The sequence below is a fragment of the Erythrobacter insulae genome, from assembly GCF_007004095.1.
Lineage (GTDB): Bacteria > Pseudomonadota > Alphaproteobacteria > Sphingomonadales > Sphingomonadaceae > Erythrobacter > Erythrobacter insulae.
Genome location: NZ_VHJK01000001.1, coordinates 1,781,728 through 1,804,400, shown reverse-complemented (window position 1 = coordinate 1,804,400; position 22,673 = coordinate 1,781,728). Strand labels below are relative to the sequence as shown.

Genomic DNA, 22,673 nt, shown 5'->3' with positions numbered 1-22,673 from the left:
CGGTTTACGCCACGGTGTACGCCGGTGCAGAAACAAAAAGGGCGGAAAAAGAAAGCACATGCTCTCTTTTTCCGCCTTTTTGTATGCGTCCTTTACAAAGGCGCTATGGCTATCAGCGTCCGATATGCTCGTCGACGAAAGTCAAATACGCTTCTGATGCCTCAATCCGGTTTTCCTTTTTACGGAAGCCGTGGCCCTCATCTTCGAACAGGACATATTCGACCGGTACACCGTTCGCTTTGACGGCAGCGACCAGCTCGTCGCTTTCAACCTGCAGCACGCGCGGGTCATTCGCGCCTTGGACCACCAGCATCGGTTTCACGATGTTTGATGCATGGAACAACGGCGAGATTGCGCGCAGGCGTTCTTCATCCGTCTCCGGGTCGCCCAGTTCATCATAAAGCGCAATTCGGTTTGCGCCCCACCATGCCGGGATCGATTTGAGTGTCCGCACCCAGTTGGTCACGCCAAAGATATTGACGCCCGCGTCAAACACTTCGGGTTCAAAGGCTAAAGCCGCTGCGACCATGTATCCGCCATACGATCCGCCCATGATCGCAATCCGATCATCGGCGACCCAATCCATGCCCTGTAAATAGGCTTTGGATGCGACGACATCTTTCAGGTCGGCGTCGCCGTGGCGTTTGTCATCCATATGAAAGAACGTCTTGCCATAACCGGACGAGCCGCGATTGTTGATCGCATAGACGGCATAGCCGTTGTTTACGAGATGCTGGATCGCCGGGTTGTAACCGCGCCGGCTTTGTCCGCCGGGCCCGCCATGCACCCAGACAATAGCCGGTACCGGATTTTCGGCATCGGCACCGTGGGGACGGTACAGTACGCCGGGAACTTCGACCCCGTCATAGCTCGCGAACCGACCGATGGTCGCGGTGACCAGATCATCTTCGTCGATCGCGGGATTAAGCGCGCTGGTCAGCCGCATCGCCTCTCCCGACGCGAGATCCGCGACATAGATATCAGAAGGCGATGTGTCAGATGACAGCGTGAATGCAATCCGGCTTTCATCTTCGCTGAACCGGATACCGCCCAAATTGCCTTCCGGCACGCCGGTCAAGGCAACTTCGGTCCCGCTTTGCTGATCCAGCAGAGTGACCTCAGTCAACGCATCGGCGTTCACGCCGCTTACGCGGTATCGTCCGCTGGGGGAAAAGCTGACAAAACTGACATCCCAATCGGCTTTCAGATATGGCGCGGTTTCTCCGGTCGCCAGATCATAAGTCATCGCCTGATTGAATTCGCCGAGTTCGTTGGTGGCATAGATCAGTTTGGAGCTGTCGCGGGTAAAGCCATAGCTGCCATAGCTGATATTGCCTTCGTGTTCGGTGATCAATTTCGGCGTCTTGTCGCCTTGCAGATCGACCAGGAAAAGATCGCTGTCGGCGCTGGAATTGTTACGCGAAACAACCATCCAGCGGCCATCATCGGACATGTCGCCCGGGAAAAATTGGCCCGGATTTTCGAACAGCAATTCACGCGAATAATCATCCGCATCATAGACATAAATGTCGAACGCCTGCGGATTGCGCTCATTCGAAGACACGTAGAAGCTTTCGCCGTCTGCGCTCCATCCGGCAAAGCTCGCTGTGTGGCCTTCACCCGGTGTCAAATCGCGCACGCTTCCATCAAGCTCGCGCAGATAGACATGGTTCAGCTCGTCTCCACCGCCATCCGAGCCATAGATGATCCGGTTATCATCGGGAAAGAACGTGCTGGCAAAGATCGCATTGGTCGTTGAATCAGTCAGCGCAATCGGTTCGCCTCCACCAACAGGCAGCAGATAGGCGTTGAACACACCGCTACGGTCTGAATTGATGAGCACATATTCGCCATCGGCTGAAAACACATGCCCGCCGGACGAACCAAGGCCGAACGCCGTCGAATTGTAAAACTGCTCTGCAGTGTAGGTTTTAACAGCTTCGGCTTCCGCGCTCGCTTGTGCACTTGCGGCGGCGGCACGCTCTTCATGGGCGATCGCCGGTGCAGACAGCGCCATCAGCGATACCGCAGCGGCCAATTGGAAATGGATTCGCATCAAAACTCTCCTGTAAAATCGGCGCCCTCCCCCCTTGTCGGGCGCATGGATGGGCAAACGGTAGGGTGCACGGTCATCAAGGGCAAGCGGCAACGATTGCGCTGCCTTGACGCTGTTGCTAGCTCGGCTGCGGTAACGTGCGGCGGAGGGGACAGAAACAATGACAGCGCGCCGTATCGGCCTTGTTTTTGGCCCTGCGATATTTGCGATCACCGCGTTTAACGCGCCCCCTGCGGGGATGAGCGCAGAAGGCTGGCTGGTGGCCGGGCTCGTGGTCTGGATGGCCGCGTGGTGGATGACAGAGGCCGTGCCGCTAACCGCCACAGCCTTGCTGCCGTTTGTGATCTTGCCATTCGCCGGTGTTTCAAGCGCGCGCGAGGTTGCCAGCACATATTATTCGCCCATCTTGTTTCTGCTGCTTGGCGGCGCATTTCTGGCGCTGGCGATAGAGCGCACGGGATTGCACAAACGATTGAGCCTCGCGATTCTGCGTGTCGTCGGGCGCGGCGGCGGTCAGGTACAGCTGCTGCTTGCCTTTATGATTTCGGCTGCGCTGCTTTCGATGTTGATCTCCAACACATCGACTGCGCTGATCATGATGCCGATGGCGCTTGCGGTTCTGGCTGGCGGAGAGGGGCTATCGCCGACTTCCCCGCCATCCGAAGTGCTAAACAAAGAAGGGCTTTCCGGAGCGTTGCCGATGGGCATTGCCTTTGCCGCTTCTATCGGCGGACTTGGGACGATTGTCGGATCGCCAACCAATGCGATTGCCGTGGGCCTGCTCGACACGATGATCGGCATGGAGATCACCTTTGCGATGTGGACGCTGTATGGCCTGCCGATTGTCATCGTGTCGGTGCCGCTCGCGGCGTTTATCATCGCCAAATTTCAACGCGTGGCCGATCACCCGTTTGACGTTGGCGCTGCACGCAAAGCCATCGACGATCATGCCGCATGGTCGAGCGCGGAAAAACGGCTGATCCCGGTTGTGGCGCTTACATTTGTTGCTTGGATGACGGTTGGATTGGTGCGCCCGTTTCTGCCTGACGGATCGTGGACCAACGGCACAATCGCAATCATCGCCAGCTTTGCACTGTTTCTGATCCCCGATGGCACGGGCCGTCCGCTGCTCAACTGGAAAGAGGCAAACCGCGCACCGTGGGGCGTGATCATGATGTTCGGCGGCGGGCTTGCGCTTGCCGCAGGAATGGATGCATCGGGCCTCGCCACGTGGCTGGGCGAGGCTTTGCTGCCGCTCGAAACGCTGCCGCTGTTCGTTGTTGCCCTGTGCGTGGTCGCGATGATCATTGTCATCACCGAATTTGCCAGCAATGTCGCGACCGCGACCGGCATCATTCCCGTCATTGCGGCGCTGATTGTTGCTTTGGGCGCAGATCCGATCCTGCTGGCGATGCCGGCTGCGCTGGCGGCCAGCTGGGGCTTTATGCTTCCAGCGGGCACCGGACCGAATGCGATTGCATGGAGCACCGAACGGATCCGCATAGAACGCATGGTCGGCGCGGGATTTGTGCTCGATATCGTTGGTGTTTTCCTGATCGTTACAGGTGTCTGGGCGGTGGCGGCGGTGGTCTAAGCGGCAATGCGTGTCTGGCCGCGTCCGGGCCGGCTGCTGGCGGTCTCAAACCCGGTCGCTGTCTATCTGCATGACGTTTCCGAGCCACCGAATGGCCGATAGGTTTGCGGAAATCCGCTGGTCAACCGGTTGCAAATGAAACTTCTTCGCGATACCGATTACCCATTGCACGGCTTTACGGGAGAAGCGTTTCTGCGGAGGTTAGAAACGGGCGCCCGCAGCCCTGCCAATGAGCTCCTGCCTTCCTGGGGGCGTATGTTCTGGAAGGTACGCGTATGACCGACGCAATCGACGCCATTGAAACCCCCACCCCGCGCCGCAAACCCAAACCGGAAAAGACCAGCATTGGCGGGCGCGAGTTGAAACCATCGACCCTGATGATGGGTCACGGCTATGATCCGGTTCTATCAGAAGGCTCGCTCAAGGCTCCGATTTTCCTGACATCGACGTTTGCATTTGAAAGCGCAGCGGCAGGAAAACGCCATTTCGAAGGCATCACCGGCAAACGCGCAGGCGGCGCGGAAGGGCTCGTCTATTCGCGCTTTAACGGCCCCAATCAGGAAATCCTCGAAGACCGCCTGTCTGTATGGGACGGCGCGGAAGATGCGCTGACATTTTCATCCGGCATGACCGCGATCTGCATCCTGATGATGGCCTATGTCAGCCAAGGCGATGTGATCGTCCATTCCGGCCCGCTTTATGCCGCATCCGAAGGCTTCGTATCGAAGTTCCTGTCCAAATTCGGCGTGACCTATGTCGATTTCCCAGCCGGTGCGACCCGCGAAGAATTGGATGACGTGCTGAAACGCGCCAAAAAACAAGCGGGCGAAAATGGCGGAAAAGTCGCCATGATCTATCTCGAAAGCCCGGCGAACCCGACCAACGCTCTGGTCGATATCGAAGCGGTAAAAGAAGCGCGCGATGCAAACCTGAATGGGCCAAATGAACAGCGATGCCCGATCGCGATCGACAACACGTTCCTTGGCCCGCTGTGGCAGCGTCCGCTCGATCACGGCGCAGACATCGTGTGCTACTCGCTAACCAAATATGTCGGCGGTCATTCGGACCTCGTTGCAGGATCGATTGCGGGCGCGAAAACATGGATGGACCCGGTGCGCGCGCTGCGCAACACGATGGGCGGCATCGTTGATCCGAACACGGCATGGATGCTTCTGCGTAGCCTTGAAACGGTTGAACTGCGGATGCAGCGCGCGGGCGAGAACGCGGCAAAGGTCTGTGATTTTCTGAAAAGCCATCCCAAAGTCGAAGGCTTGGGCTATCTCGGCCTGATCGATGATCCGCGCCAGCAGGATATCTATGATCGCCACTGCAAAGGCGCCGGCAGCACATTCAGCGTATTTATCAAAGGCGGCGAGGCGGAAAGTTTCCGTTTCCTCGACAATCTCACCATTGCCAAACTCGCGGTCAGCCTCGGCGGGACAGAGACGCTCGCCAGCCATCCTGCCGCGATGACACACCTGTCTGTACCGCAAGAACGCAAAGACGCGCTTGGGATCACAGACAATCTGGTTCGGATCAGCGTGGGGATCGAAGACGCCGATGATCTGATTGCAGATTTCGCGCAGGCACTGGAACACGTCTGATTGCTGGCCTACTCTCTCCCGAACCAATCGGGAGAGAGCCGTGCCGACACGCAAACCAGTATTTCTTGTCATCGGAGCCGGCGCCGGGATTGGCGGCCATGCGGCAGCGCGCTTTGCGGCGGGCGGCTATCACGCGGCGCTTGCACGGCGATCAGATGAAGCAGGCCTTGCGCGGCTTGTAAGCCAGATCGAGGAAGCAGGAGGCAGCGCCAGCGGCACTCTGCTCAATGCGGCAGAAGACGGCTCGATCGAACAATTGGTGGAACGGACCGAACGTGACATCGGACCGATTGATTGCGCGCTCTACAATCTCGGCGCGCAGATCGGGAACCGCGCGCTGCAAGACACGCCGCACCGCACATTCGAGCTTGGCTGGCGGCTTGGCACTTTTGGCCTGTTCCGGCTTGCCCATGCCATGTTCCCGGCGATGGCCGAGCGGGGTAAAGGCACAATGCTGGTCACCTCTGCGACCTCTGCCGTGCGCGGGAATGCCGGTCAGCACAGTCACGCCGCCGCGATGGGCGGGCGGCGAATGCTATGCCAGACACTCAACGCAGAATTCGCACCGCAAGGCATTCATATCGCGCATGTCGTGGTGGATGGATCGGTCGATGCGCCTGATACCCTTGGCAAGATGCTGGGTGACAATTTCGAAGCATATAAGGCCATGAAGGGCGAGGACGGGGTAATTGATCCCGCCGCGCTTGCTGAAACCTATTGGCACCTGTCTCAGCAACCGCGCAATTGCTGGACCCACGAAATCGACGCGCGGCCATGGACCGATACACCGTGGTGGAATGACAATCCCAACCCGCAGATCAACACCGGCGGCAAACCAAAAGATTAACTCGCGAGCGCCGCGATCAATTCTTTCAGTTGCGCATCCAGTTCGGCATCAATCAGCTTTCCGGCATCAACATCAAAATTTTCGCCGAAACTCGGGACGGACATATGCCCGGCCAGATTGCCGCCAAAACGCGGTATGTGACCGGCGGCAAATTCAAGCACACCCTTGCCCCCGCGTCCGCCGGGGGATGTTGACAGCAGCACCATCGGTTTGTCCTGCCAGACATCGCGGCCCACCCGGCTGCACCAGTCAAACAGGTTCTTGAACGCCGCAGTGTATATTCCGTTATGCTCTGCAAAAGAGATGATCAGCGCATCTGCCGAACCGACTTTCGCAAGGAAATCATGCGCGAGCTGCGGAATGCCGGCCGCTTCTTCGCGGTCGTGGCGGTAAATCGGCATTTCATAGTCGTGAATATCCAGCATCTCGATCTCGGCACCCTCAGCCAGCCCGGCCGCATAGGCCGCGAGCTGTTGATTGATCGAGACTGATGAATTGCTGGCGGCAAAGGCCAGGATGCGCATGGTAACCTCCTGATTACAATGTGATCGGGATCACCCTTTCCACTCGCGGCGTTCTTCGGCAGCGCGCAACACTTCGTAACTGACCTGAATGGCCTGAAACTGCTTGGCGGCCTCGTCATCGCCCGGTTTTACATCGGGGTGAACTTCCTTGGCCTTGGCGCGGTATGCTTTCTTGATCGTAGGGTAATCGGCGTCAGCCTCAAGCTCCAGCACCTCTAGCGCCATCATCTCGTCGGCGCTGCGCGACCCATCGCCGGAACCGGTCCAGCCATAGTGCGAAGCCTCGGCATAGCCGGCGCTTTCCTGACGCTCGGATTTGGCGCGCTCTTCTTTCTGCTCTTTATCGAGCCCTTCGAAGTAATCCCAACCCTTGTTGTATTCCGCCGCATGTTTCTGGCAGAAATACCACCTGTCGGGGCTGTTGGGAGACTTTGGCGCAGGGCATAGGCCCGCCTCGCCGCAGCCATGCCTGTCGCATTCACGCTGAGCCACTGTCTCACGCGAGGATTCGTACGAGCGCCAACGGGGAAAGCCCCAATCGTCTGAACGGCGCGCCTTAGGCATCGGAATGTGTGTTGTTTATCGAGAGCATTGTGCGCTTTACCTAGGGGAGGTGGCGCGGAATGCAAAGGCGTTGAATGTTAGGAACCAGTTTCGATGTGAAATGTTGCATTGCAATAACACGTTTACCAATCGGCGTTATCGGGCATTTGACCGACCAGCCAAATACGAGATCCTGATGAGCCAGCAACTTGCCTTTTCCAGCCTGTTTTCCGCACTTGCGCTGGCATTTCTATGCCTTGCCTCGGTCAATGGCATGATTGGTTCGGCAAACGCGCCATCGGCTGCGGTTCAGCCGCTGACCATTCAGGCCGAGTTTGCACCCGGCCTGAATGGCTGATCCAAGATCCAGATCAGATCAGATCAGATCAATTGATAACAATGCTGGCTGCGCGGCGGTTCTGCGCCCACGCCGCCTCGTTTGAGGCCAGCGCGACAGGGCGTTCCTTGCCATAGCTGACCGTGCGGATGCGATTGGAATCCACACCCAGACTCACCAGATAATTCTTGGCCGAATTGGCGCGGCGCTCACCCAGAGCGAGGTTGTATTCGCGGGTACCGCGCTCATCGGCGTGGCCTTCGACGGTAAAGGTCAGCTGCGGATATTGCGCGAAATACTGAGCCTGCGCCTGAAGCGCGGCGGCATCGCTGCTGTCGATGTTGAACCGGTCCGTATCGAAATAGATCACGGTCGAACTGCCCACAGCGTTGGCGAAATGGTCTTGCGAACCCACAATCGGGCCTGACTGACGCGGCGCGCTGTCAATTGGAGCCGGCGTCGGCGAGGTAATCGGCGCAGGCGGCAGTTCTTCGGGCGGTTTTTTGGAACAAGCGGCAAGAGCAGTGGCCGAAGCGACCAGCAGCATTGTTGCTTTCATCGTATTCATAATTCTCATCCTTTCGAGAATGGCCTTTGGTATTCGGGAGCAACCCCGTGAAAGTTGCACTGTTGAAAAATCAATTGCGGATCGGACCCCATGCCGGGTCAGAGGCATCGACCGGTGTCGGCAGACGTCGTTCATTGGCGCCGGTCAAATCGACCTGCCACAGACCGGAGCGGCCCGAATTGCGTTCCGTGCGGAAAAACTGGATGATGCGGCCATTCGGCGCCCAGGTTGGGGCTTCATCCTGCCAGCCCTTGGTTAACACACGCATCCCGCGGCCGCTGGGTGACATCACCGCAACGTTGAAATCACCGGCGATGCGCGTGAACGCGATCTGGTCCCCGCGCGGGCTCCATTCAGGCGTCGCGCAGCGGCCCCCGAAAAAGCTGATGCGTTTCTGGTTCGATCCGTCCGCATCCATGACATAGCATTGCTGTGATCCGGAACGATCGCTTTCAAACACGATTTTCGATCCGTCCGGTGAATATGACCCGCCGATGTCGATGCCCGGCGTGTTGGTCAATCGGACGCTGCGCCCTCCGTCAACTGGGACGCGGTAAATGTCGGTATTGCCTGCAACCGCCATGGAATACAGCACAGAATTGCCATCGGGCGACCACCGCGGGGCCAGCGTCGGATTGCTGTTTTCGGTCACCAGCTGCTGTTGGCCAGTCCCGATATTGTAGACATAGATCCGCGGGTTTCCATCGACATAGGACAGATACATAATCTTGGAATAATCGGGCGAATATCGCGGTGTAAGCGCCGTGGCGCTGCCCAGGGTCAGGAAGCGGTGGTTTGCCCCGTCGCTGTCCATCACCGCAAGGCGTTTGACGCGTTTATCCTTTGGTCCTGTTTCGGCGATATATGCGATGCGGCTGTCGAAAAACGGGCTTTCCCCGGTTAGACGGGCATAGACAAGATCGGAGCATTTGTGCGCCGCGCGCCGCCAATCGGCAGGGCGCACTTCGTAGCCTTCGCGGATCAATTCATCCTGAAGCGCGACATCATACAGATAACAGCCAACCACCAGCGAACCATCAGGCCGGGCATTGGCATAGCCATGAACCAGCATTTCCGCACCGCGTCCGCCCCATGTTCCCCAGCTGGGTGAACGGATTTGCGCAAAGCCGGGCTGCGGCAGGCTGTCGGGACCGACCGGTTTGAACAGCCCGTTGTTCCGCAGGTTTGCTGTGATCACCCGGGCGATTTCGCGGCCAAGCGCGGCAGTGCCATCGCCATTGGCAGGCGTGGCCTGATCGCGCGCAGTGGCAAATGCGGGGATGGCAATGCCGATATCGGACCAGTCGCTTTCATCGGTTACAGTCCCGCGAAGCGGCCCGTCATCATCGCCGGAATCGCCATCAATTGCGACATCCGCGACAGTGCCCCCTTCGCCCAAAGGCTCTCCAAGGTCTTGATTTTGCGCCCCGACAGGTGCGGCCAGAATGCCCGCGCACGCAGCGAGGAAAATCGTAAATCTCATAATCAAAGCCTTCTGTCGAATTGCCATTCAAGCTCGTCCCAACGACTATAGAACTGCTCGGGTAAGTTAAAAGGCGCAGCGCGCCGAACCGCACGGATTGCACGGTCGCAATGCAAGCCCGCCTGAGGGCTGTTGGATGCGTTGATACTGCCCGGATCGGTCCGGCAGGTGGGATTTCCCTTGAGCGAACCGTCTTGGTTCAGTTCCCATGAAACAGTCGAAACCAGCAATTCGGCATCAACCCCGTTGGGCGCGGTCCAATGACGGCGCAATTGCCGCGTAATGGCAGAGGAAAGAGCGGCCCGCTCTGTCCGGCCAAATGTCGCCGCCGGTGCGCGCGTTTCCTGTGTCGTGGTTGAGCTGCCCTGCCCCGGCAGAAAATCATCACCGATCCGGCTGCCGCCGCCGCGTTCGGCGGCGCGGGCAGGAGTTGATACAGGTTTTGCTGCGGGTTTTGCTGCGGGTTTTGCCGCAGGCTTCGACTGTGTGCGATCAGGCCGCGAGCGATCGCGAGACGGGCTTTGTGCAGGGGCGGCCGCGGTACGGCGCGTTACTGTAACAGGCGGCGAAGCCGGCGTTTCCGGGACAGCTTCTGCAGGCGTTTCGGGATTCTCGGGCGCAAGAACCTCACCCAGAACAGGCGCGATCGCAGCACTGCTTTGCGCGACAGGATCCGGCGCGGTCGCCTCAAGACTGACTTCGGTGGCAAGGCTCACACTCATCCGCTCGGGAAACGGCATAACCTCGTCACGCACAGGTTGCAGCACCAATATCGCTGCAACGCCAACATGCAGCGCAATCGCCAGCGGCAGCGCGATGCTGTCTTCTTTGCGAAAGATGCCGGTCTGTTGGATCATAGCCTCTGACATATTGAGCAAATTATGGCGGCGAGACTGAACCGCTGGTGACCAACGATATATTGGTAAAACCAGCGCGGTTTAACTCGCCAAGGACCGCCATCGTCCGCCCGTATTCCACCGCCCTGTCCCCGCGAAAAACGATAATCGGCAGCTGGCCAGTGGCGCGGCGCTCGATCGCGGCCAGTGCTTCGGGGAAAGCGCCCACGGCAACGGCTTCGTTATCGATATAGATCACCCCGTCCCCATCGACCGAAATGGTGATCTGTTCGGGCGTCTGCTCCACCGGATTTGCCCGGCTATCCGGCAGTTCAATCGGCACGCCCACGGCCAAGAGCGGCGCGGTCACCATGAAAATGATGAGCAGCACCAGCATCACATCGACAAATGGCGTGACGTTGATTTCCGCCATGGGAGCACGCCGCGACCGGCGGCCCGAACGCGAAGAGGCAAGCCCCATAGCCATTATTTCTTGTCCAGATCGCGGCTTAGCCCGGCATGCACCCTGTCCGCGAAACGTTGAAGCTTGGCCTCGTACCGGTTCACGCGGTTTGAAAAACGGTTGTACGCGATCACCGCGGGGATGGCGGCGAACAGACCGATAGCGGTGGCGAACAGCGCCTCCGAAATACCGGGGGCAACCACCGCAAGCGAAGAGCTTTCCTGTGCGCCAATCTGAAAAAAGCTGTTCATGATGCCCCAGACTGTCCCGAACAGACCAACAAATGGCGCAACCGATCCGGTGGTGGCCAGAAAGTTCAAGCGCGAAGCCAGTTCATCCGCTTCATGCGCGACTTGCCCTTCCATCGCGGCATTGATGCGATCACGTGCGGCACCGGTGTCAATCGCAGCGCCAGAGGTTGATCGCCGCCATTCATCCAGACCCGCCGCAGCGACCCGCGCCGAAACAATGTCGCGGCGTTGCTGTTTGGTCAGCAAGCCATCGCGCTCGCGTGTTTCCCAGAACTCTGCTTCATAATCAGCCGATCGGCCTTCCATTCGGTTCATTCGCAAACTGAAGGACACGATGATGGTCCAGACACCGACACTGGCGATCAGCAGGCCCGCCATCACCGCCTGAACGACGATATCCGCGTCCACAAACAGTTCAATCGGATCGAGCCGCGTAGGTGCAGCGGCAGCGAGTAGTTCAAGTGTGATTGTCATGAGGCCTCTTGGTCCATGAAAGATTGGAAAGCGGTGCGCCACGGCGCAGGCTGCCGTTTGGGCCGCCCTTCGAGTGAGATATAGCCGACGCGTAAAGTGGCCTCGCACAGCGTTTCATCGCCGCGCCGCGCGATCTGGTGCATCCGGCAACTGGCCGCGCCAAGTTCCGTGCAGGTTGTTTCGATCACGACATCATCATCGAGTTTGGCCGGGCGCAGATATTTGAGATGGATTTCAGAAACCGCATAGGCCCCGCCGTCTGCTCCGGCCTCAATTTCTGCGCGCTGATCAATTTTCAGCATGCGCAGCAAATCCGAACGCGCGCGTTCAAACCAGCGCAGATAATTGGCATGATAGGTGATGCCCGAAAGATCGGTATCTTCGTAATAGACACGCACAGCATAAAGATGCCGCGATCCGTCAAATACACCGCCAGGAGGAGTTGGGTTAACCATTAAGCGCGCTTTTAGCCTAGCCGTGATTCGGTGGAAAGCCGAGATTGGGCAAAGCTGCATGAATGGTGATGAAACGAGTCTCTCGCACGGCGAAACTTCGCTATTTCTTGCAGATCATCGGCCCCAATGGCTCACCGCCAAAGATGTGGACGTGCAGGTGCGGAACTTCCTGACCGCCATGCGCGCCGATATTCGCCATCATCCGAAAACCGGGCTCCACCAGCCCCTTCATTCGCGCAACTTCGCCGACTGCGCGGACAAAGCCGCCGATTTCTTCATTGCTCGCCTTGGCAGAGAAATCATCCCAGCTGACATAGCGCCCTTTTGGGATCACCAGAGTGTGGATTTCCGCCTGCGGATTGATATCCTCAAACGCAAACGCCCAATCATCCTCATAGACTTTGTTAGACGGGATTTCCCCGCGCAGAATCTTTGCGAAGATGTTTTCATCATTATAGGGCAGCGTCGGATCAATCGGCATTGTTACTCGCTCCTGCTCGCTTTTTCATCGAGGCCCGATAGCCCTTCGCGGCGGTCCAGTTCGGCCAGAACATGATCGAACGAAACGCCTTTCGCGCCGAGCAGCACCATTAGGTGAAACAGCAGGTCGGCGCTTTCACCGACCAATTCTTCATTGCTGCCTGAAACAGCCGCGATCACGGTTTCGGTGGCTTCCTCACCCACTTTTTGCGCCATTTTCGGTAAGCCTTTGGCGTTGAGCTTGGCGACATAGCTGCTGTCTGGCGAAGCGCCGCGACGCGCCGCGATGGTTCTTTCAAGACGCGCAAGAGTATCGGTGTGTGTGCTCATGGCTCGGCTTTCTCTCTCAAACGCCGCGCGCGGGCAAGCCCGCCGCTCTCAACGCTTCGTGGGCCTCGGTGATTGTGTGCTGGCCAAAATGAAAGATCGATGCGGCCAGAACCGCGCTCGCGTGCCCTTCTTTCACTCCATCGACCAGATGATCCAGCGTACCCACGCCCCCGCTGGCGATGACAGGAATGCTGACCGCATCGGCGATTGTACGGGTCAGTTCAAGATCGTAGCCCGCCTTTGTTCCGTCGCCGTCCATACTGGTGACAAGCAATTCGCCCGCGCCCAGCTGCGCCATGTTCTTCGCGTGCTCGATTGCGTCGATCCCGGTCGGTTTTCGCCCACCATGAGTAAAGATTTCCCATTTCGGCCCCGGCTCGCCAGTCGTCGGTACAACCCGCCGCGCATCGACGCTGGCGACGATACACTGGCTGCCGAAACGCTCGGCAATCTCGCGCACGACCTCTGGCCGTTTGACTGCAGCAGAATTCACCGCGACCTTGTCCGCGCCCGCCAGCAGCAGCGCGCGCGCATCTTCAACCGATGCAACCCCGCCGCCAACCGTGACCGGCATAAAGCAGACCTCTGCGGTGCGCTTTACGATATCGAGCAAAGTGCCCCGGCCTTCATGCGTGGCGGAAATATCGAGGAAACACAGCTCATCCGCCCCCGCCGCATCATAGGCGCGCGCCTGCTCAACCGGATCGCCTGCGTCTTTCAGATCGACAAAGTTCACGCCCTTCACCACGCGCCCATCGGCGACGTCGAGGCAGGGGATGACGCGGATACGGACAGTCATTGTGCATTCTCAGGAGGGTTTACGATCCGAACTTCCGTTTCGAGACATTCGTCACCCTCGCAGCCGTCGCTGGCGAGGATCATCACATAGGGCCATAGGAAGCTGACAAAAAACGCGCCCGCCATACCGTATACCAGCCCCTCTTGCCCGAAACGCGGTTCGAGAAATTTGGCAACGCCCAGCGCAAGCACGAGAAACACGACCATATTGATCAAAGCGATCTCGAGCGTTGCCACCGTAATGCCTGCAAGAAATGTCAGGATCAGGAAAAGGGAGCCGATCAGACGGATCATTTACGCCCGCGCTCCCATCGCAATTGCAGCTGCCAGATCGAGTTTGCCTTCATACAGCGCGCGGCCTGTGATGACGCCTTCGATGCCCTCATCCGCGCTGAGCGAGAGCACGTGAATGTCATCAATACCTTTCACCCCGCCGCTGGCGATGACTGGAATGTCGACGCGGCGCGCCAGATCGACGGTCGCGTCGATGTTCACGCCTTTCAGTAAGCCATCACGGCCAATGTCGGTAAACAAAAGAGCGGCAACGCCTGCGTCCTCAAACCGGCGGGCAAGATCAACCACCGGCACATCGGACAACTCGGCCCAGCCCTCGGTCGCGACCATACCATCTTTCGCGTCCACCGCGACGACGATGCCGCCTTCCCATTCGCGCGCCATGTCTTTCACAAATTCGGGATTTTTAAGCGCGGCAGACCCCATCACGACGCGCGACACGCCCAGATTGAACCAGCCCTCGACGCCAGCCGCATCGCGGATACCGCCGCCCAGTTGCACATGGCCGGGAAACGCTTTGACGATCGCTTCGACAGCTTCGCGGTTCCGGGTAGCGCCTGCAAAACTGCCATCGAGATCAACGACGTGCAAATACTCTGCACCGGCTTGTGCAAACAGCATGGCCTGCGCAGCGGGATTGTCACCATAAACAGTCGCGCGGTCCATATCGCCCTCGGCAAGACGCACGACCTCGCCCGCTTTCAGGTCAATCGCCGGGAATACAATCATATGTTCCACTCCAGAAAACGGGTCAGGGTCGCAAGGCCATACGCCTGGCTTTTCTCAGGGTGAAATTGCACGCCCAGAATGTTGCCGCGCGCCACCGCCGCCACGAGGCCCTCGCCGTGGTCGGTCATGGCTGCGACATCTTTGGCATCCGTCACGGCAAAGTGATAAGAATGGAGAAAATATGCCTCACCCGCTTCGACCACTGCCGATCCGCGCGCATGGGGCATAATCGCGACATCATTCCAACCCATATGCGGAACCTTGATCGCGGGGTCTGATGGCTTAATCAGCCGCACCTCGCCCCCGATCCAATCGAGCCCCGGTGTCGTCCCGTGTTCCAATCCGCGCGTGGCCAGCAATTGCATGCCGACACAAATGCCAAGGAACGGCGCGCCGCCGATCAACACACGTTCGGTCATGGCCTCTGTCATGCCCTCAATCGCGGCCAGACCCTGGGCACACGATTTGAACGAGCCAACGCCGGGCAAGACAATCCGGTCCGCCGCCCGCACAATGTTCGGATCAGCAGTCACAGACACATTCGCGCCGACAGCTTTCAGCGCGTTATGAACCGAATGAAGGTTGCCTGCGCCATAATCGATCAGGGCAATGATCTCAGCCACTCAGCGCCTCAAGTCCCGGCCCCACAAAGCGGGGGGTCCATTCGATCATTTCGCTTTTGGCGGCGCCTGCGGTGATAAACGGATCGCTCGCGGCAAAGCGTTCTGCTTCGCTGCGGTTTTGCGCCCGAATGAAAATCAAACCGCCATCGCGCGGCTCTCTTGGCCCCCAAGCCATAAACTGGCCGGATGCATGGCCCGCCTTGAGCCATTCCAAATGAGCAGGCAGCAAAGCGTCGATTTCTTCGATCGGCACCGTGTAGGTCAGCGACGCGATAAAGATGCTAGCCACCAAGCTGCCCCTTGGTGCTCGGGATTGCGCCGCCTTTGCGCGGATCGCGCTCTACCGCGATGCGCATCGCACGGGCGAAACCTTTGTAAAGGCTTTCGCAGATGTGGTGATTGTTGGCACCGTAAAGCAGCTCGCAATGCAGCGTCAGGCCCGCGCTTTGCGAAACTGAATGGAACCAGTGCTCGATCAGTTCGGTATCCCATTCGCCCAGTTTTTCCTGAGTGAATTTTGCGTTCCAGATGAAATACGGACGGCCAGATATATCAAGCGCCACGCGGGTCAGCGTTTCATCCATCGGTGAATAGGCATGACCATACCGGCCAATGCCGGCCTTATCGCCAAGCGCTTCGGAAATCGCCTGACCCAGCGCAATCGCGGAATCCTCGGTCGTGTGGTGTTGATCCACATGCAGATCGCCGTCGATCTTCATCGACACATCAATCAGGGAATGTTTCGAAAATTGTTCGACCATATGATCGAGGAAACCGATGCCGGTGGACACATCATAGGTGCCGGTTCCATCGAGATTCACAGTGATCGCGATCGCCGTTTCGGCGGTGTTGCGCTCTACCGAGCCTGTGCGGCCGGTTGCAGGGGCGGGGGAAGAGGTTTCAGACATGCTCTGCGCTATAGGCGGGTGAGCTGTCAGTGCAAGATGCAGCGACGCCTCGATTTGGGGGCTGACAGACTGATTCTACGCCTGTATCTTCGTTAACGCTTGACCCGCGCCCCGCGTCTCGCCACGAGCTATTGAGTTATGACAGAAGACACACCAGACAGCCTGATCCCGTATGATGAGATCGTTCAGGAAGCGCTCCGCGCTGTGGTTGGCCGTGTGCTGGGTGAAATAGAACAGGGCGGCAGCGAGCTTCCCGGCAACCATCATTTCTACATCACCTTCAAAACAGAAGCGCCCGGCGTTTCCATCCCGCCCCATCTGAAAGAACGGTTTCCTGACGAAATGACAATCGTCCTGCAAAACAAGTTCTGGGAATTGGAAGTGCGCGAAGACGGGTTTTCGGTTGGCCTGTCCTTCAATCAGATCCCGGCCAAATTGCAGGTGCCGTTTTCCGCCATCACCGCGTTTGTCGATCCGGCGGTTGATTTTGGCCTTCAGTTTCAGGCCTCTGCCAGCGATACCGCGCCAGAGGAACATGACGATGCCGAGAATGACGGTTCCGAAGGCAGCATAAAATCCGATGCGGGAAGCGATGACGGATCCAATGTCGTCACCGTAGATTTCGGAAAAAAGAAATAGACGCGGCCTCTTGCCGGATCATTTTGGATCGCGAGGGGTTGATTTGATACAATGACCAAACCCAAACCCGCCAATTCTGACCCTAAACCGAAGCGCGCACAATCTTTGCTGCCGCCCAGCCCGAATGCTGCGACCAATCTGTTGATCGCGGATATCGTTGTGCGCGGCGCATCATCGCTGTTTCGTAAAGGCGTTGAAAAACGGGTGGTCGAAAAAACCGCGAAAGACAGTGAACAGGCTCAACATCTGCTGGACGGGCGCAGCATCATCACGACGCTGGCCCTGTACGGCGCAAGCAAGATGGCCACCAAATCACCGGTCGGCCTTGGGCTGGTTGCAGGCGGATTGGTGCTGAAAACGCTCTATGACCGGGGCAAAGACCGCCAGCAGCGACGCCGCAAACAGGCAGAATAGCCCTCTTTGCCCTCTTGATTTCAGGCATCAGTTGCGGCAGAGGGGCGCATGGGCGATTTCAAAACCATCGATAAACTGGCACGGCGCGGCCTGCTGTTCATTTTGTCCTCTCCATCGGGGGCAGGCAAAACCACGCTTTCGCGCAAATTGCTTGAGGCGGACGATGATATCAAACTGTCAGTTTCCGCCACAACCCGCCCTCCCCGCCCCGGCGAAGTGGACGGCGTGCATTATCAATTTGTCTCCGATGCAACCTTTGACCGGATGGTTGAGGAAGATGACTTTTATGAATGGGCCCATGTTTTTCACCACCGCTATGGCACGCCCAAAGGCGCCATTCGCGAAGGGTTGAAGGATGGTCAGGATTACCTGTTCGACATTGATTGGCAGGGCACGCAGCAGCTTTATCAAAAAGACCAACAGGATGTGGTCAGTGTGTTTATCCTGCCGCCAAGCCTCGATGAACTGCGCCGCCGCCTTGAAAGCCGCGCGCAGGATAGCAGCGATGTGATCGACAGCCGCATGGAGCGCGCCCGCGCAGAAATCAGCCACTGGGCCGAATATGATTACGTCGTGATCAACGATAATGTCGATGAATGTTTCGACCGCGTGCGCGAAGTGCTGGACGCGGAACGCATGCGCCGTACGCGGCAGACCGGCCTGATCCCGTTTGTGCGCGAATTGATGGGGTAATAAAACACCCTAACGACATGTCCGCTTACGACCCGATTGCGGACATCCGAGGGCCGGGGGTGACTGCGGGTTACGTGCCTGTTAGGTGAGACCGATAATGGCGATCGGAAGTCGATCAGCCTTCAGGAGAGTATGCATGCTTTTTCACACCATGGTCGGATCGAACGACATTGAACAATCCAAGCGTTTCTACGACACGGTGCTCGGCACCTTGGGTGCAGGGGAAGGGACGCGGAACATCGCCGACAGCGGCCATACCCGTCTGATCTACAATAACGGCAACGGAACCAACTTCATCGTCAGCCAGCCAATCAACGACGAACCGGCAAGCGTCGCCAACGGCAGCACAGTCGCCTTTTCCTGCGACTCGCCCGAGCAGGTGAAGCAGCTTCACGATACCGCCGTTGCCGCTGGCGGAACCTCGATCGAAGCTCCGCCCGGACCGCGCGAAACTGCCTCCATGGGCACCATCGAACTGGCCTATTTTCGTGATCCCGACGGCAACAAACTGTGCGGAATTCATTTTCCTGCCTGATCCGTCCGGCACGGGTCTGCTTCTAAAAATAGCGGACTTCGAGCATGCGATCCGGCGAATGTCCGCTTTCCATCCCACTTTGGAACGTTCGCTGCAGCCCGGTAAGGCTCCCGAAAGCTGTCCGGCTGGTATCGCGTGAAATGACCTGAAAGCGGACAGGCAGGAAACGACCCAATTGCGGACGTTCATCACGTTGTGATCGGACACGTTCAAGCAACGGAAAAACTGAGAAACTCATTCATGATCAAGTTCTTCTTCATCTCGTTGGCTCTTTGGGATCATTGCCATCGCAATGGCGACCACCACCCCAAACACCTGCAGAATGCTCAAAGGAATGGCCCATAGAGGAGACCATCCCGTCGCCTTCAAGATTACAGCGGAAAAGAGCCCGAAGATGAAGATGCCAAAAAATCCAAGACCGCCGACAGCTATAAACGCTAGCATGGCAACTAGGTCGGAATTGAGCAAGTCGTGCATCGAGGTAGGTTAGACGTGCTTTCGACTTTAGGTCAATGAGGCTATCTTCGATCCCTACGGACACGCCTAAGTAGGATGGCCGGTTACACGCTATGACCGCTTTCCACCCCATTGCGGACATTCAAGGCGGCGTGCTCGGTCCTGCATCGGGGCTCCATCCCGAATTACCGCGTCTTCCTTTGGTTTTCCTACTTCGCGGCGAGCCTCTATCCGTGGATTTGCTCTTTCCCATTGTCGGTACGCCTGCCCGCCTCCCCGCCTCTGCTCCCTAAGCGGTGCGGCAAGATAAAGTTGGACAGTTGTCACCTGTGTCCTACTTGATGTTTTGGTATATAAATTAGAGGTTTAACCCTGTAGGAACCGCATGACATGTTGGAGAATGTGTCACCCGTTGCCTACAGGCCAGGCACAAAAAAGGCCGCCTGATTGCTCCGGCGGCCTTTCTCGAATTTGTTTGATGATGCCCGCGTTAGCCTGCCGGATCGTTGAACATCGCTGGAAGAGCCGCATTCACGACGCCGCCATCGACGGTAACGGTGTCGCCGATCACATAATCGCCTGCGCGGCTGCACAGATAGATCGCGGCGGCGGCCATGTCTTCCTTGGTACCGACGCGTTTTGCAGGGATCATCGCCGCCGATGCGTCTGGCGCGTTTTTCGCAGCCTTGTTCATCTCGCTCGGGAATGCGCCCGGCGCGATTGATGTGACGATGATATTGTCCTGAATAAGACGCGCAGCCATCCGCCGCGTCAGCTGGATCACCGCAGCTTTCGATGCCTGATACGGATAGGTTTCCCACGGATTGATCCGTTGACCATCAATCGAGGACACGTGGATCACCTTTGCTGGATGTCCGGATTTTCCGCCCGCGACCAGAAGATCGTGCAGCTTTTGCGTCAGAAAGAACGGCGTCTTGACGTTCAGATCCATCGTGCGGTGCCAACCTGCTTCGCTGAATTCGAGGTATGGCTGGCCCCATGCAGCGCCGGCATTGTTGATCAGAATGTCGAGCTTGTCTTCGCGCTTGGCCATTTCATCGGCGAGCGATTGCATCCCGTCCATCTGGCTAAGATCGGCAGGAATACCGATGACCTTGTCTTCGCCAAACTCGGCGATGGTTTCCTGCATCTGCTCAACCTTGCGCGCCGAGATATAAACCCGCGCACAGCCCGCCGCGAGCAAGCCTTCGACGAACATTTTGCCGATGCCGCGGCTGCCGCCGGTGACCAGTGCAACGCGGCCATCAAGGCCAAAAAGTGATTGAATATCCATGATTAATACCCGTTCAGTTCTGCAACGCGATTGGCGTGGAAATACGCATCGCCGAGGAATTCCTGCAAAGCGCGATCACGCTTCATATACAGGCCGATATCGTATTCGTCAGTCATGCCGATGCCGCCGTGCATCTGCACGCCTTCTTTTACAGCAAGGCCTGCGGTTCTGGCGACTTTCGCCTTGGCGACCGAGCTCATCAGTTCGGCTTTTTCGCTGCCACCATCAAGCAATTGCTGCGCTTTGATCACCGCCGCACGGGCGATTTCAACTTCGGAATAAAGGTGCGAAGCGCGGTGTTGCAGAGCCTGAAACTCTCCGATCAGCTTGCCGAATTGTTTGCGCTGTTTCAGGTAATCAACGGTCAAATCCATTGCGCCGCGGGCAACGCCCACGCCTTCGGCAGCGGCGCCGATCCGCCCTGCGGTGAGCATGGCGTTCAACACTTCGCGCCCGCCATCGACCTCGCCGATGACTGCGTCGCCATCCAGATCGACACCGTCAAATTTGGTGTGGGTGGCCATCGAACTGTCAACAAGACGAACCGAGTTGTGGCTCATATTCGCGGCATCCTTTGGAACCGCGAATAAAGTGATGCCGTCTTCATCGTCATCAGAACCGCTGGTCCGTGCGGCGACAACGAGCATATCTGCGCTCGCGCCCTGAATTACAAAGCTCTTGGAACCGGACAATTTGAAACCGTTGCCAGATCTTTCAGCGCGAGTGGTAATGCGGCTGGGGCGGTGCTTTGCAGTTTCATCAATAGCGACCGCAAACACGCTTTCGCCTTCGATCAGGCCTGGCAGATAGCGGCCTTTCAGATCGTTCGATCCGTGTTTCAAAGCGGTTGCAGCCAGAACGGACGATGTCAGAAACGGTGACGGTGTCAGGTTGCGGCCAATCTCTTCGAGCACGATGCCCGCTTCGACATGGCCCATACCAAGCCCGCCATCGTCTTCACCAACCAGCATTCCGGTAAAGCCCATTTCGGCCATCTGCTTCCACAATCCATGGCCAAAGCCATCGGGGCAATCACGGTCGCGCCAGTGACGCAGTTGGTCTTTGATATTGCCTTGCTCGGCCATGAAACTGGTCGCGGTATCGGCCAGCATCGCCTGATCTTCATCGTGATAAAGGGGCATATCCCTTGTTCCTCTTCCGGAAATTGTTTTATGCGGGCCGCCCTCGTTGATGGCGGGGCGGCCCTGCTGAAATGTTGGAGTGAATTAGGCGCCCGGCAGATCAAGAATGCGCTTGGAAATCACATTGAGCATGACTTCCGAGGTGCCGCCTTCGATCGAGTTAGCCTTGGTCCGCAGCCAATTGCGCGATGGCTTGCCGCCGCCGGTTTCTTCGCTTTCCCATTCAAGACTGCGCGATCCGCCCGCTGACATCATCAATTCGTGACGCCGCTTGTTCAGCTCGGTTCCGGCATATTTCATCATGTTCGGCTGTGCCGGATGCGCTTTACCGACCTTGATCTCGTCGAGGAATTTCTCACCCATCGCGCCGTAAGCCAGCGCATCGACATCAAACATGGCGAGCTCTGCGCGCAGCACCGGATCAAGCTCGTCACCGGATTTGGCAACATGGCGCGACATTGCCGAACCGACTGTTCCGGTGTTGCCGCCATCGGCGCCTGAAATCATCTCACGCTCATGACCGAGCAGATATTTGGCCACGTCCCAGCCGCGATTGATCTCTCCGACATAGGCCGGAATACCTTCGCCATATGACTTGGGTACCTTCACATCTTCCATGAAAGTTTCGCAGAACGGGGAATTGCCGCTGATCAGTTTGATCGGCTTGGTCGAGCAGCCTTCGCTGGCTGTGTCGAACAGCATGAAGGTGATGCCTTTATACTTGTTCTCTTTATCGGTCCGCACCAGACAGAAAATCCAGTCGGCTTGGTCAGCATAGGATGTCCAGACCTTTTGACCGTTGACGACCCAGTGATCGCCTTTGTCTTCGCCATAAGTCTGCAAGCTGACGAGGTCGCTGCCCGAACCGGGCTCCGAATATCCCTGACACCAGCGGATTTCACCACGGGCGATCTGGCCAAGGAAATGTTTCTTCTGTTCTTCGGTGCCGAAATGCAGCAGCGCCGGGCCGAGCATCCAGATGCCGAACGAGCTGAGCGGCGGGCGGGCGCTGATGCGGCTCATTTCCTGACGCAGCACTTTGGCTTCGGCAGGGGCAAGGCCCGCGCCGCCATATTCTTTCGGCCATGCAGGCACGGTGTAGCCTTTGGCGAGACAGGCATCGAACCACGCTTTCTGTGCGTCATTCTTGAACTTCGCGCGGCGACCGCCCCAATAAACGTCCTCTTCATCGCGGACGGGCTGGCGCATTTCGGCCGGGCAGTTGGCCTCCAGCCAGGTGCGGGTTTCTGCGCGGAATGTTTCTAGATCGGACATGTGCCGACTCTCCTCTGTGTAATCCCAA

30 protein-coding genes are annotated in these 22,673 nt (G+C 57.8%); 8 read left to right on the top strand and 22 right to left on the bottom strand.

Annotated elements, in window-relative coordinates:
* Window positions 1-112: 112 nt before the first annotated feature.
* Complete coding sequence (locus FGU71_RS08610) at window positions 113-2,056, bottom strand: S9 family peptidase (RefSeq protein WP_142788182.1); 1,944 nt, start codon at window positions 2,054-2,056, stop codon at window positions 113-115.
* A 160-nt stretch (window positions 2,057-2,216) separates the two neighbouring features.
* Between FGU71_RS08610 and FGU71_RS08605 the strand changes: the two genes are divergently transcribed.
* From FGU71_RS08605 to FGU71_RS08595, 3 genes are all read left to right on the top strand, one after another.
* A complete protein-coding gene (locus FGU71_RS08605; RefSeq protein WP_142788181.1) occupies window positions 2,217-3,650 on the top strand; it encodes an SLC13 family permease in 1,434 nt (477 codons plus the stop codon).
* A gap of 275 nt (window positions 3,651-3,925) precedes the next feature.
* Window positions 3,926-5,254, top strand: coding sequence for a cystathionine gamma-synthase family protein (locus tag FGU71_RS08600; RefSeq protein WP_142788180.1), 1,329 nt, complete (start codon window positions 3,926-3,928; stop codon window positions 5,252-5,254).
* Window positions 5,255-5,294: 40 nt separating this feature from the next.
* On the top strand, window positions 5,295-6,101 hold the full coding sequence (locus tag FGU71_RS08595; protein WP_142788179.1) for an SDR family NAD(P)-dependent oxidoreductase: 807 nt from the start codon (window positions 5,295-5,297) through the stop codon (window positions 6,099-6,101).
* Here FGU71_RS08595 and FGU71_RS08590 read toward each other — a convergent pair.
* Together FGU71_RS08590 and FGU71_RS08585 are read right to left on the bottom strand one after the other, a co-directional pair.
* Window positions 6,098-6,625 (bottom strand): NADPH-dependent FMN reductase, encoded by a 528-nt coding sequence (locus FGU71_RS08590; RefSeq protein WP_142788178.1) that lies wholly within the window; start codon window positions 6,623-6,625, stop codon window positions 6,098-6,100. The two genes, FGU71_RS08595 and FGU71_RS08590, sit on opposite strands and share 4 nt — an antisense overlap.
* A 30-nt stretch (window positions 6,626-6,655) precedes the next feature.
* Window positions 6,656-7,189, bottom strand: coding sequence for a J domain-containing protein (locus FGU71_RS08585; protein WP_142788177.1), 534 nt, complete (start codon window positions 7,187-7,189; stop codon window positions 6,656-6,658).
* A 100-nt stretch (window positions 7,190-7,289) separates the two neighbouring features.
* Between FGU71_RS08585 and FGU71_RS08580 the strand changes: the two genes are divergently transcribed.
* Entirely contained in the window at window positions 7,290-7,526 is a 237-nt protein-coding gene (locus FGU71_RS08580; protein WP_142788176.1) for a hypothetical protein, read from the top strand.
* Between the two features lie 28 nt (window positions 7,527-7,554).
* Here FGU71_RS08580 and pal read toward each other — a convergent pair whose 3' ends face one another.
* The 14 genes from pal to hisB form a co-directional block, all read right to left on the bottom strand.
* Window positions 7,555-8,073, bottom strand: a complete 519-nt coding sequence (pal, locus tag FGU71_RS08575) for a peptidoglycan-associated lipoprotein Pal (protein WP_185960245.1) — start codon at window positions 8,071-8,073, stop codon at window positions 7,555-7,557.
* A 70-nt stretch (window positions 8,074-8,143) separates the two neighbouring features.
* A complete protein-coding gene (gene tolB / locus FGU71_RS08570; RefSeq protein WP_142788175.1) occupies window positions 8,144-9,556 on the bottom strand; it encodes a Tol-Pal system beta propeller repeat protein TolB in 1,413 nt (470 codons plus the stop codon).
* A gap of 2 nt (window positions 9,557-9,558) precedes the next feature.
* Entirely contained in the window at window positions 9,559-10,413 is an 855-nt protein-coding gene (locus FGU71_RS08565; protein ID WP_234035700.1) for an energy transducer TonB, read from the bottom strand.
* 22 nt (window positions 10,414-10,435) lie between these two features.
* Window positions 10,436-10,879 (bottom strand): ExbD/TolR family protein, encoded by a 444-nt coding sequence (locus FGU71_RS08560; RefSeq protein WP_142788174.1) that lies wholly within the window; start codon window positions 10,877-10,879, stop codon window positions 10,436-10,438.
* Entirely contained in the window at window positions 10,879-11,574 is a 696-nt protein-coding gene (gene tolQ, locus FGU71_RS08555) for a protein TolQ (RefSeq protein ID WP_142789060.1), read from the bottom strand. Before tolQ ends, FGU71_RS08560 begins: the two co-directional genes overlap by 1 nt.
* A 2-nt stretch (window positions 11,575-11,576) precedes the next feature.
* Window positions 11,577-12,035 carry a YbgC/FadM family acyl-CoA thioesterase gene (locus tag FGU71_RS08550; protein ID WP_142788173.1) on the bottom strand — a complete coding sequence of 153 codons (459 nt, stop codon included), beginning with the start codon at window positions 12,033-12,035 and terminating at the stop codon, window positions 11,577-11,579.
* Between the two features lie 100 nt (window positions 12,036-12,135).
* A complete protein-coding gene (locus FGU71_RS08545) occupies window positions 12,136-12,516 on the bottom strand; it encodes a histidine triad nucleotide-binding protein (RefSeq protein ID WP_142788172.1) in 381 nt (126 codons plus the stop codon).
* Window positions 12,517-12,518: 2 nt separating this feature from the next.
* Window positions 12,519-12,845, bottom strand: a complete 327-nt coding sequence (locus FGU71_RS08540; RefSeq protein ID WP_142788171.1) for a phosphoribosyl-ATP diphosphatase — start codon at window positions 12,843-12,845, stop codon at window positions 12,519-12,521.
* A 16-nt stretch (window positions 12,846-12,861) separates the two neighbouring features.
* Window positions 12,862-13,644 carry an imidazole glycerol phosphate synthase subunit HisF gene (gene hisF, locus FGU71_RS08535; RefSeq protein WP_142788170.1) on the bottom strand — a complete coding sequence of 261 codons (783 nt, stop codon included), beginning with the start codon at window positions 13,642-13,644 and terminating at the stop codon, window positions 12,862-12,864.
* The gene (locus FGU71_RS08530) at window positions 13,641-13,937 is read right to left on the bottom strand and encodes a hypothetical protein (RefSeq protein WP_142788169.1); all 297 of its coding nucleotides are present in this window, start codon (window positions 13,935-13,937) and stop codon (window positions 13,641-13,643) included. Before FGU71_RS08530 ends, hisF begins: the two co-directional genes overlap by 4 nt.
* Window positions 13,938-14,666 carry a 1-(5-phosphoribosyl)-5-[(5-phosphoribosylamino)methylideneamino]imidazole-4-carboxamide isomerase gene (hisA, locus tag FGU71_RS08525; protein ID WP_142788168.1) on the bottom strand — a complete coding sequence of 243 codons (729 nt, stop codon included), beginning with the start codon at window positions 14,664-14,666 and terminating at the stop codon, window positions 13,938-13,940.
* Window positions 14,663-15,289: an imidazole glycerol phosphate synthase subunit HisH gene (gene hisH / locus FGU71_RS08520; RefSeq protein ID WP_142788167.1), complete on the bottom strand. Its 627-nt coding sequence runs from the start codon at window positions 15,287-15,289 to the stop codon at window positions 14,663-14,665. Before hisH ends, hisA begins: the two co-directional genes overlap by 4 nt.
* Window positions 15,282-15,578, bottom strand: a complete 297-nt coding sequence (locus tag FGU71_RS08515; RefSeq protein ID WP_199799166.1) for a YciI family protein — start codon at window positions 15,576-15,578, stop codon at window positions 15,282-15,284. Before FGU71_RS08515 ends, hisH begins: the two co-directional genes overlap by 8 nt.
* Complete coding sequence (gene hisB / locus FGU71_RS08510) at window positions 15,571-16,197, bottom strand: imidazoleglycerol-phosphate dehydratase HisB (protein WP_142788166.1); 627 nt, start codon at window positions 16,195-16,197, stop codon at window positions 15,571-15,573. The genes FGU71_RS08515 and hisB overlap by 8 nt, the downstream gene beginning before the upstream one ends.
* Before the next feature lie 138 nt (window positions 16,198-16,335).
* On the opposite strand from hisB, the gene FGU71_RS08505 reads away from it, so the two are divergent.
* From FGU71_RS08505 to FGU71_RS08490, 4 genes are all read left to right on the top strand, one after another.
* Window positions 16,336-16,836, top strand: a complete 501-nt coding sequence (locus FGU71_RS08505) for an SspB family protein (RefSeq protein WP_142788165.1) — start codon at window positions 16,336-16,338, stop codon at window positions 16,834-16,836.
* A 51-nt stretch (window positions 16,837-16,887) separates the two neighbouring features.
* Complete coding sequence (locus FGU71_RS08500) at window positions 16,888-17,250, top strand: hypothetical protein (RefSeq protein WP_142788164.1); 363 nt, start codon at window positions 16,888-16,890, stop codon at window positions 17,248-17,250.
* 48 nt (window positions 17,251-17,298) lie between these two features.
* Window positions 17,299-17,943, top strand: coding sequence for a guanylate kinase (gmk, locus tag FGU71_RS08495; protein ID WP_142788163.1), 645 nt, complete (start codon window positions 17,299-17,301; stop codon window positions 17,941-17,943).
* Window positions 17,944-18,079: 136 nt separating this feature from the next.
* A complete protein-coding gene (locus FGU71_RS08490) occupies window positions 18,080-18,478 on the top strand; it encodes a VOC family protein (RefSeq protein WP_142788162.1) in 399 nt (132 codons plus the stop codon).
* 22 nt (window positions 18,479-18,500) lie between these two features.
* On the opposite strand, the gene FGU71_RS08485 is transcribed toward FGU71_RS08490, so the two are convergent.
* From FGU71_RS08485 to FGU71_RS08465, 5 genes are all read right to left on the bottom strand, one after another.
* Window positions 18,501-18,716 carry a hypothetical protein gene (locus FGU71_RS08485; protein WP_142788161.1) on the bottom strand — a complete coding sequence of 72 codons (216 nt, stop codon included), beginning with the start codon at window positions 18,714-18,716 and terminating at the stop codon, window positions 18,501-18,503.
* On the bottom strand, window positions 18,713-18,955 hold the full coding sequence (locus FGU71_RS08480; RefSeq protein WP_142788160.1) for a hypothetical protein: 243 nt from the start codon (window positions 18,953-18,955) through the stop codon (window positions 18,713-18,715). Before FGU71_RS08480 ends, FGU71_RS08485 begins: the two co-directional genes overlap by 4 nt.
* Before the next feature lie 469 nt (window positions 18,956-19,424).
* On the bottom strand, window positions 19,425-20,228 hold the full coding sequence (locus tag FGU71_RS08475; RefSeq protein WP_142788159.1) for an SDR family oxidoreductase: 804 nt from the start codon (window positions 20,226-20,228) through the stop codon (window positions 19,425-19,427).
* 2 nt (window positions 20,229-20,230) lie between these two features.
* Complete coding sequence (locus tag FGU71_RS08470) at window positions 20,231-21,370, bottom strand: acyl-CoA dehydrogenase family protein (protein WP_142788158.1); 1,140 nt, start codon at window positions 21,368-21,370, stop codon at window positions 20,231-20,233.
* Window positions 21,371-21,454: 84 nt separating this feature from the next.
* Window positions 21,455-22,645, bottom strand: coding sequence for an acyl-CoA dehydrogenase family protein (locus FGU71_RS08465; RefSeq protein ID WP_142788157.1), 1,191 nt, complete (start codon window positions 22,643-22,645; stop codon window positions 21,455-21,457).
* Window positions 22,646-22,673 lie beyond the last annotated feature (28 nt).

Excerpts from the sequence above, each read along its gene's own strand:
- FGU71_RS08610 (WP_142788182.1), bottom strand. The coding sequence starts at position 2,056 with ATGCGAATCCATTTCCAATTGGCCGCTGCGGTATCGCTGATGGCGCTG.
- FGU71_RS08605 (WP_142788181.1), top strand. The coding sequence starts at position 2,217 with ATGACAGCGCGCCGTATCGGCCTTGTTTTTGGCCCTGCGATATTTGCG.
- FGU71_RS08600 (WP_142788180.1), top strand. The coding sequence starts at position 3,926 with ATGACCGACGCAATCGACGCCATTGAAACCCCCACCCCGCGCCGCAAA.
- FGU71_RS08590 (WP_142788178.1), bottom strand. The coding sequence starts at position 6,625 with ATGCGCATCCTGGCCTTTGCCGCCAGCAATTCATCAGTCTCGATCAAT.
- FGU71_RS08585 (WP_142788177.1), bottom strand. The coding sequence starts at position 7,189 with ATGCCTAAGGCGCGCCGTTCAGACGATTGGGGCTTTCCCCGTTGGCGC.
- FGU71_RS08580 (WP_142788176.1), top strand. The coding sequence starts at position 7,290 with ATGTTGCATTGCAATAACACGTTTACCAATCGGCGTTATCGGGCATTT.
- pal (WP_185960245.1), bottom strand. The coding sequence starts at position 8,073 with ATGAATACGATGAAAGCAACAATGCTGCTGGTCGCTTCGGCCACTGCT.
- tolB (WP_142788175.1), bottom strand. The coding sequence starts at position 9,556 with ATGAGATTTACGATTTTCCTCGCTGCGTGCGCGGGCATTCTGGCCGCA.
- FGU71_RS08565 (WP_234035700.1), bottom strand. The coding sequence starts at position 10,413 with ATGATCCAACAGACCGGCATCTTTCGCAAAGAAGACAGCATCGCGCTG.
- FGU71_RS08560 (WP_142788174.1), bottom strand. The coding sequence starts at position 10,879 with ATGGCTATGGGGCTTGCCTCTTCGCGTTCGGGCCGCCGGTCGCGGCGT.
- FGU71_RS08550 (WP_142788173.1), bottom strand. The coding sequence starts at position 12,035 with ATGGTTAACCCAACTCCTCCTGGCGGTGTATTTGACGGATCGCGGCAT.
- FGU71_RS08545 (WP_142788172.1), bottom strand. The coding sequence starts at position 12,516 with ATGCCGATTGATCCGACGCTGCCCTATAATGATGAAAACATCTTCGCA.
- FGU71_RS08540 (WP_142788171.1), bottom strand. The coding sequence starts at position 12,845 with ATGAGCACACACACCGATACTCTTGCGCGTCTTGAAAGAACCATCGCG.
- hisF (WP_142788170.1), bottom strand. The coding sequence starts at position 13,644 with ATGACTGTCCGTATCCGCGTCATCCCCTGCCTCGACGTCGCCGATGGG.
- FGU71_RS08530 (WP_142788169.1), bottom strand. The coding sequence starts at position 13,937 with ATGATCCGTCTGATCGGCTCCCTTTTCCTGATCCTGACATTTCTTGCA.
- hisA (WP_142788168.1), bottom strand. The coding sequence starts at position 14,666 with ATGATTGTATTCCCGGCGATTGACCTGAAAGCGGGCGAGGTCGTGCGT.
- hisB (WP_142788166.1), bottom strand. The coding sequence starts at position 16,197 with ATGTCTGAAACCTCTTCCCCCGCCCCTGCAACCGGCCGCACAGGCTCG.
- FGU71_RS08505 (WP_142788165.1), top strand. The coding sequence starts at position 16,336 with ATGACAGAAGACACACCAGACAGCCTGATCCCGTATGATGAGATCGTT.
- FGU71_RS08500 (WP_142788164.1), top strand. The coding sequence starts at position 16,888 with ATGACCAAACCCAAACCCGCCAATTCTGACCCTAAACCGAAGCGCGCA.
- gmk (WP_142788163.1), top strand. The coding sequence starts at position 17,299 with ATGGGCGATTTCAAAACCATCGATAAACTGGCACGGCGCGGCCTGCTG.
- FGU71_RS08490 (WP_142788162.1), top strand. The coding sequence starts at position 18,080 with ATGCTTTTTCACACCATGGTCGGATCGAACGACATTGAACAATCCAAG.
- FGU71_RS08485 (WP_142788161.1), bottom strand. The coding sequence starts at position 18,716 with ATGAGTTTCTCAGTTTTTCCGTTGCTTGAACGTGTCCGATCACAACGT.
- FGU71_RS08480 (WP_142788160.1), bottom strand. The coding sequence starts at position 18,955 with ATGCACGACTTGCTCAATTCCGACCTAGTTGCCATGCTAGCGTTTATA.
- FGU71_RS08475 (WP_142788159.1), bottom strand. The coding sequence starts at position 20,228 with ATGGATATTCAATCACTTTTTGGCCTTGATGGCCGCGTTGCACTGGTC.
- FGU71_RS08470 (WP_142788158.1), bottom strand. The coding sequence starts at position 21,370 with ATGCCCCTTTATCACGATGAAGATCAGGCGATGCTGGCCGATACCGCG.
- FGU71_RS08465 (WP_142788157.1), bottom strand. The coding sequence starts at position 22,645 with ATGTCCGATCTAGAAACATTCCGCGCAGAAACCCGCACCTGGCTGGAG.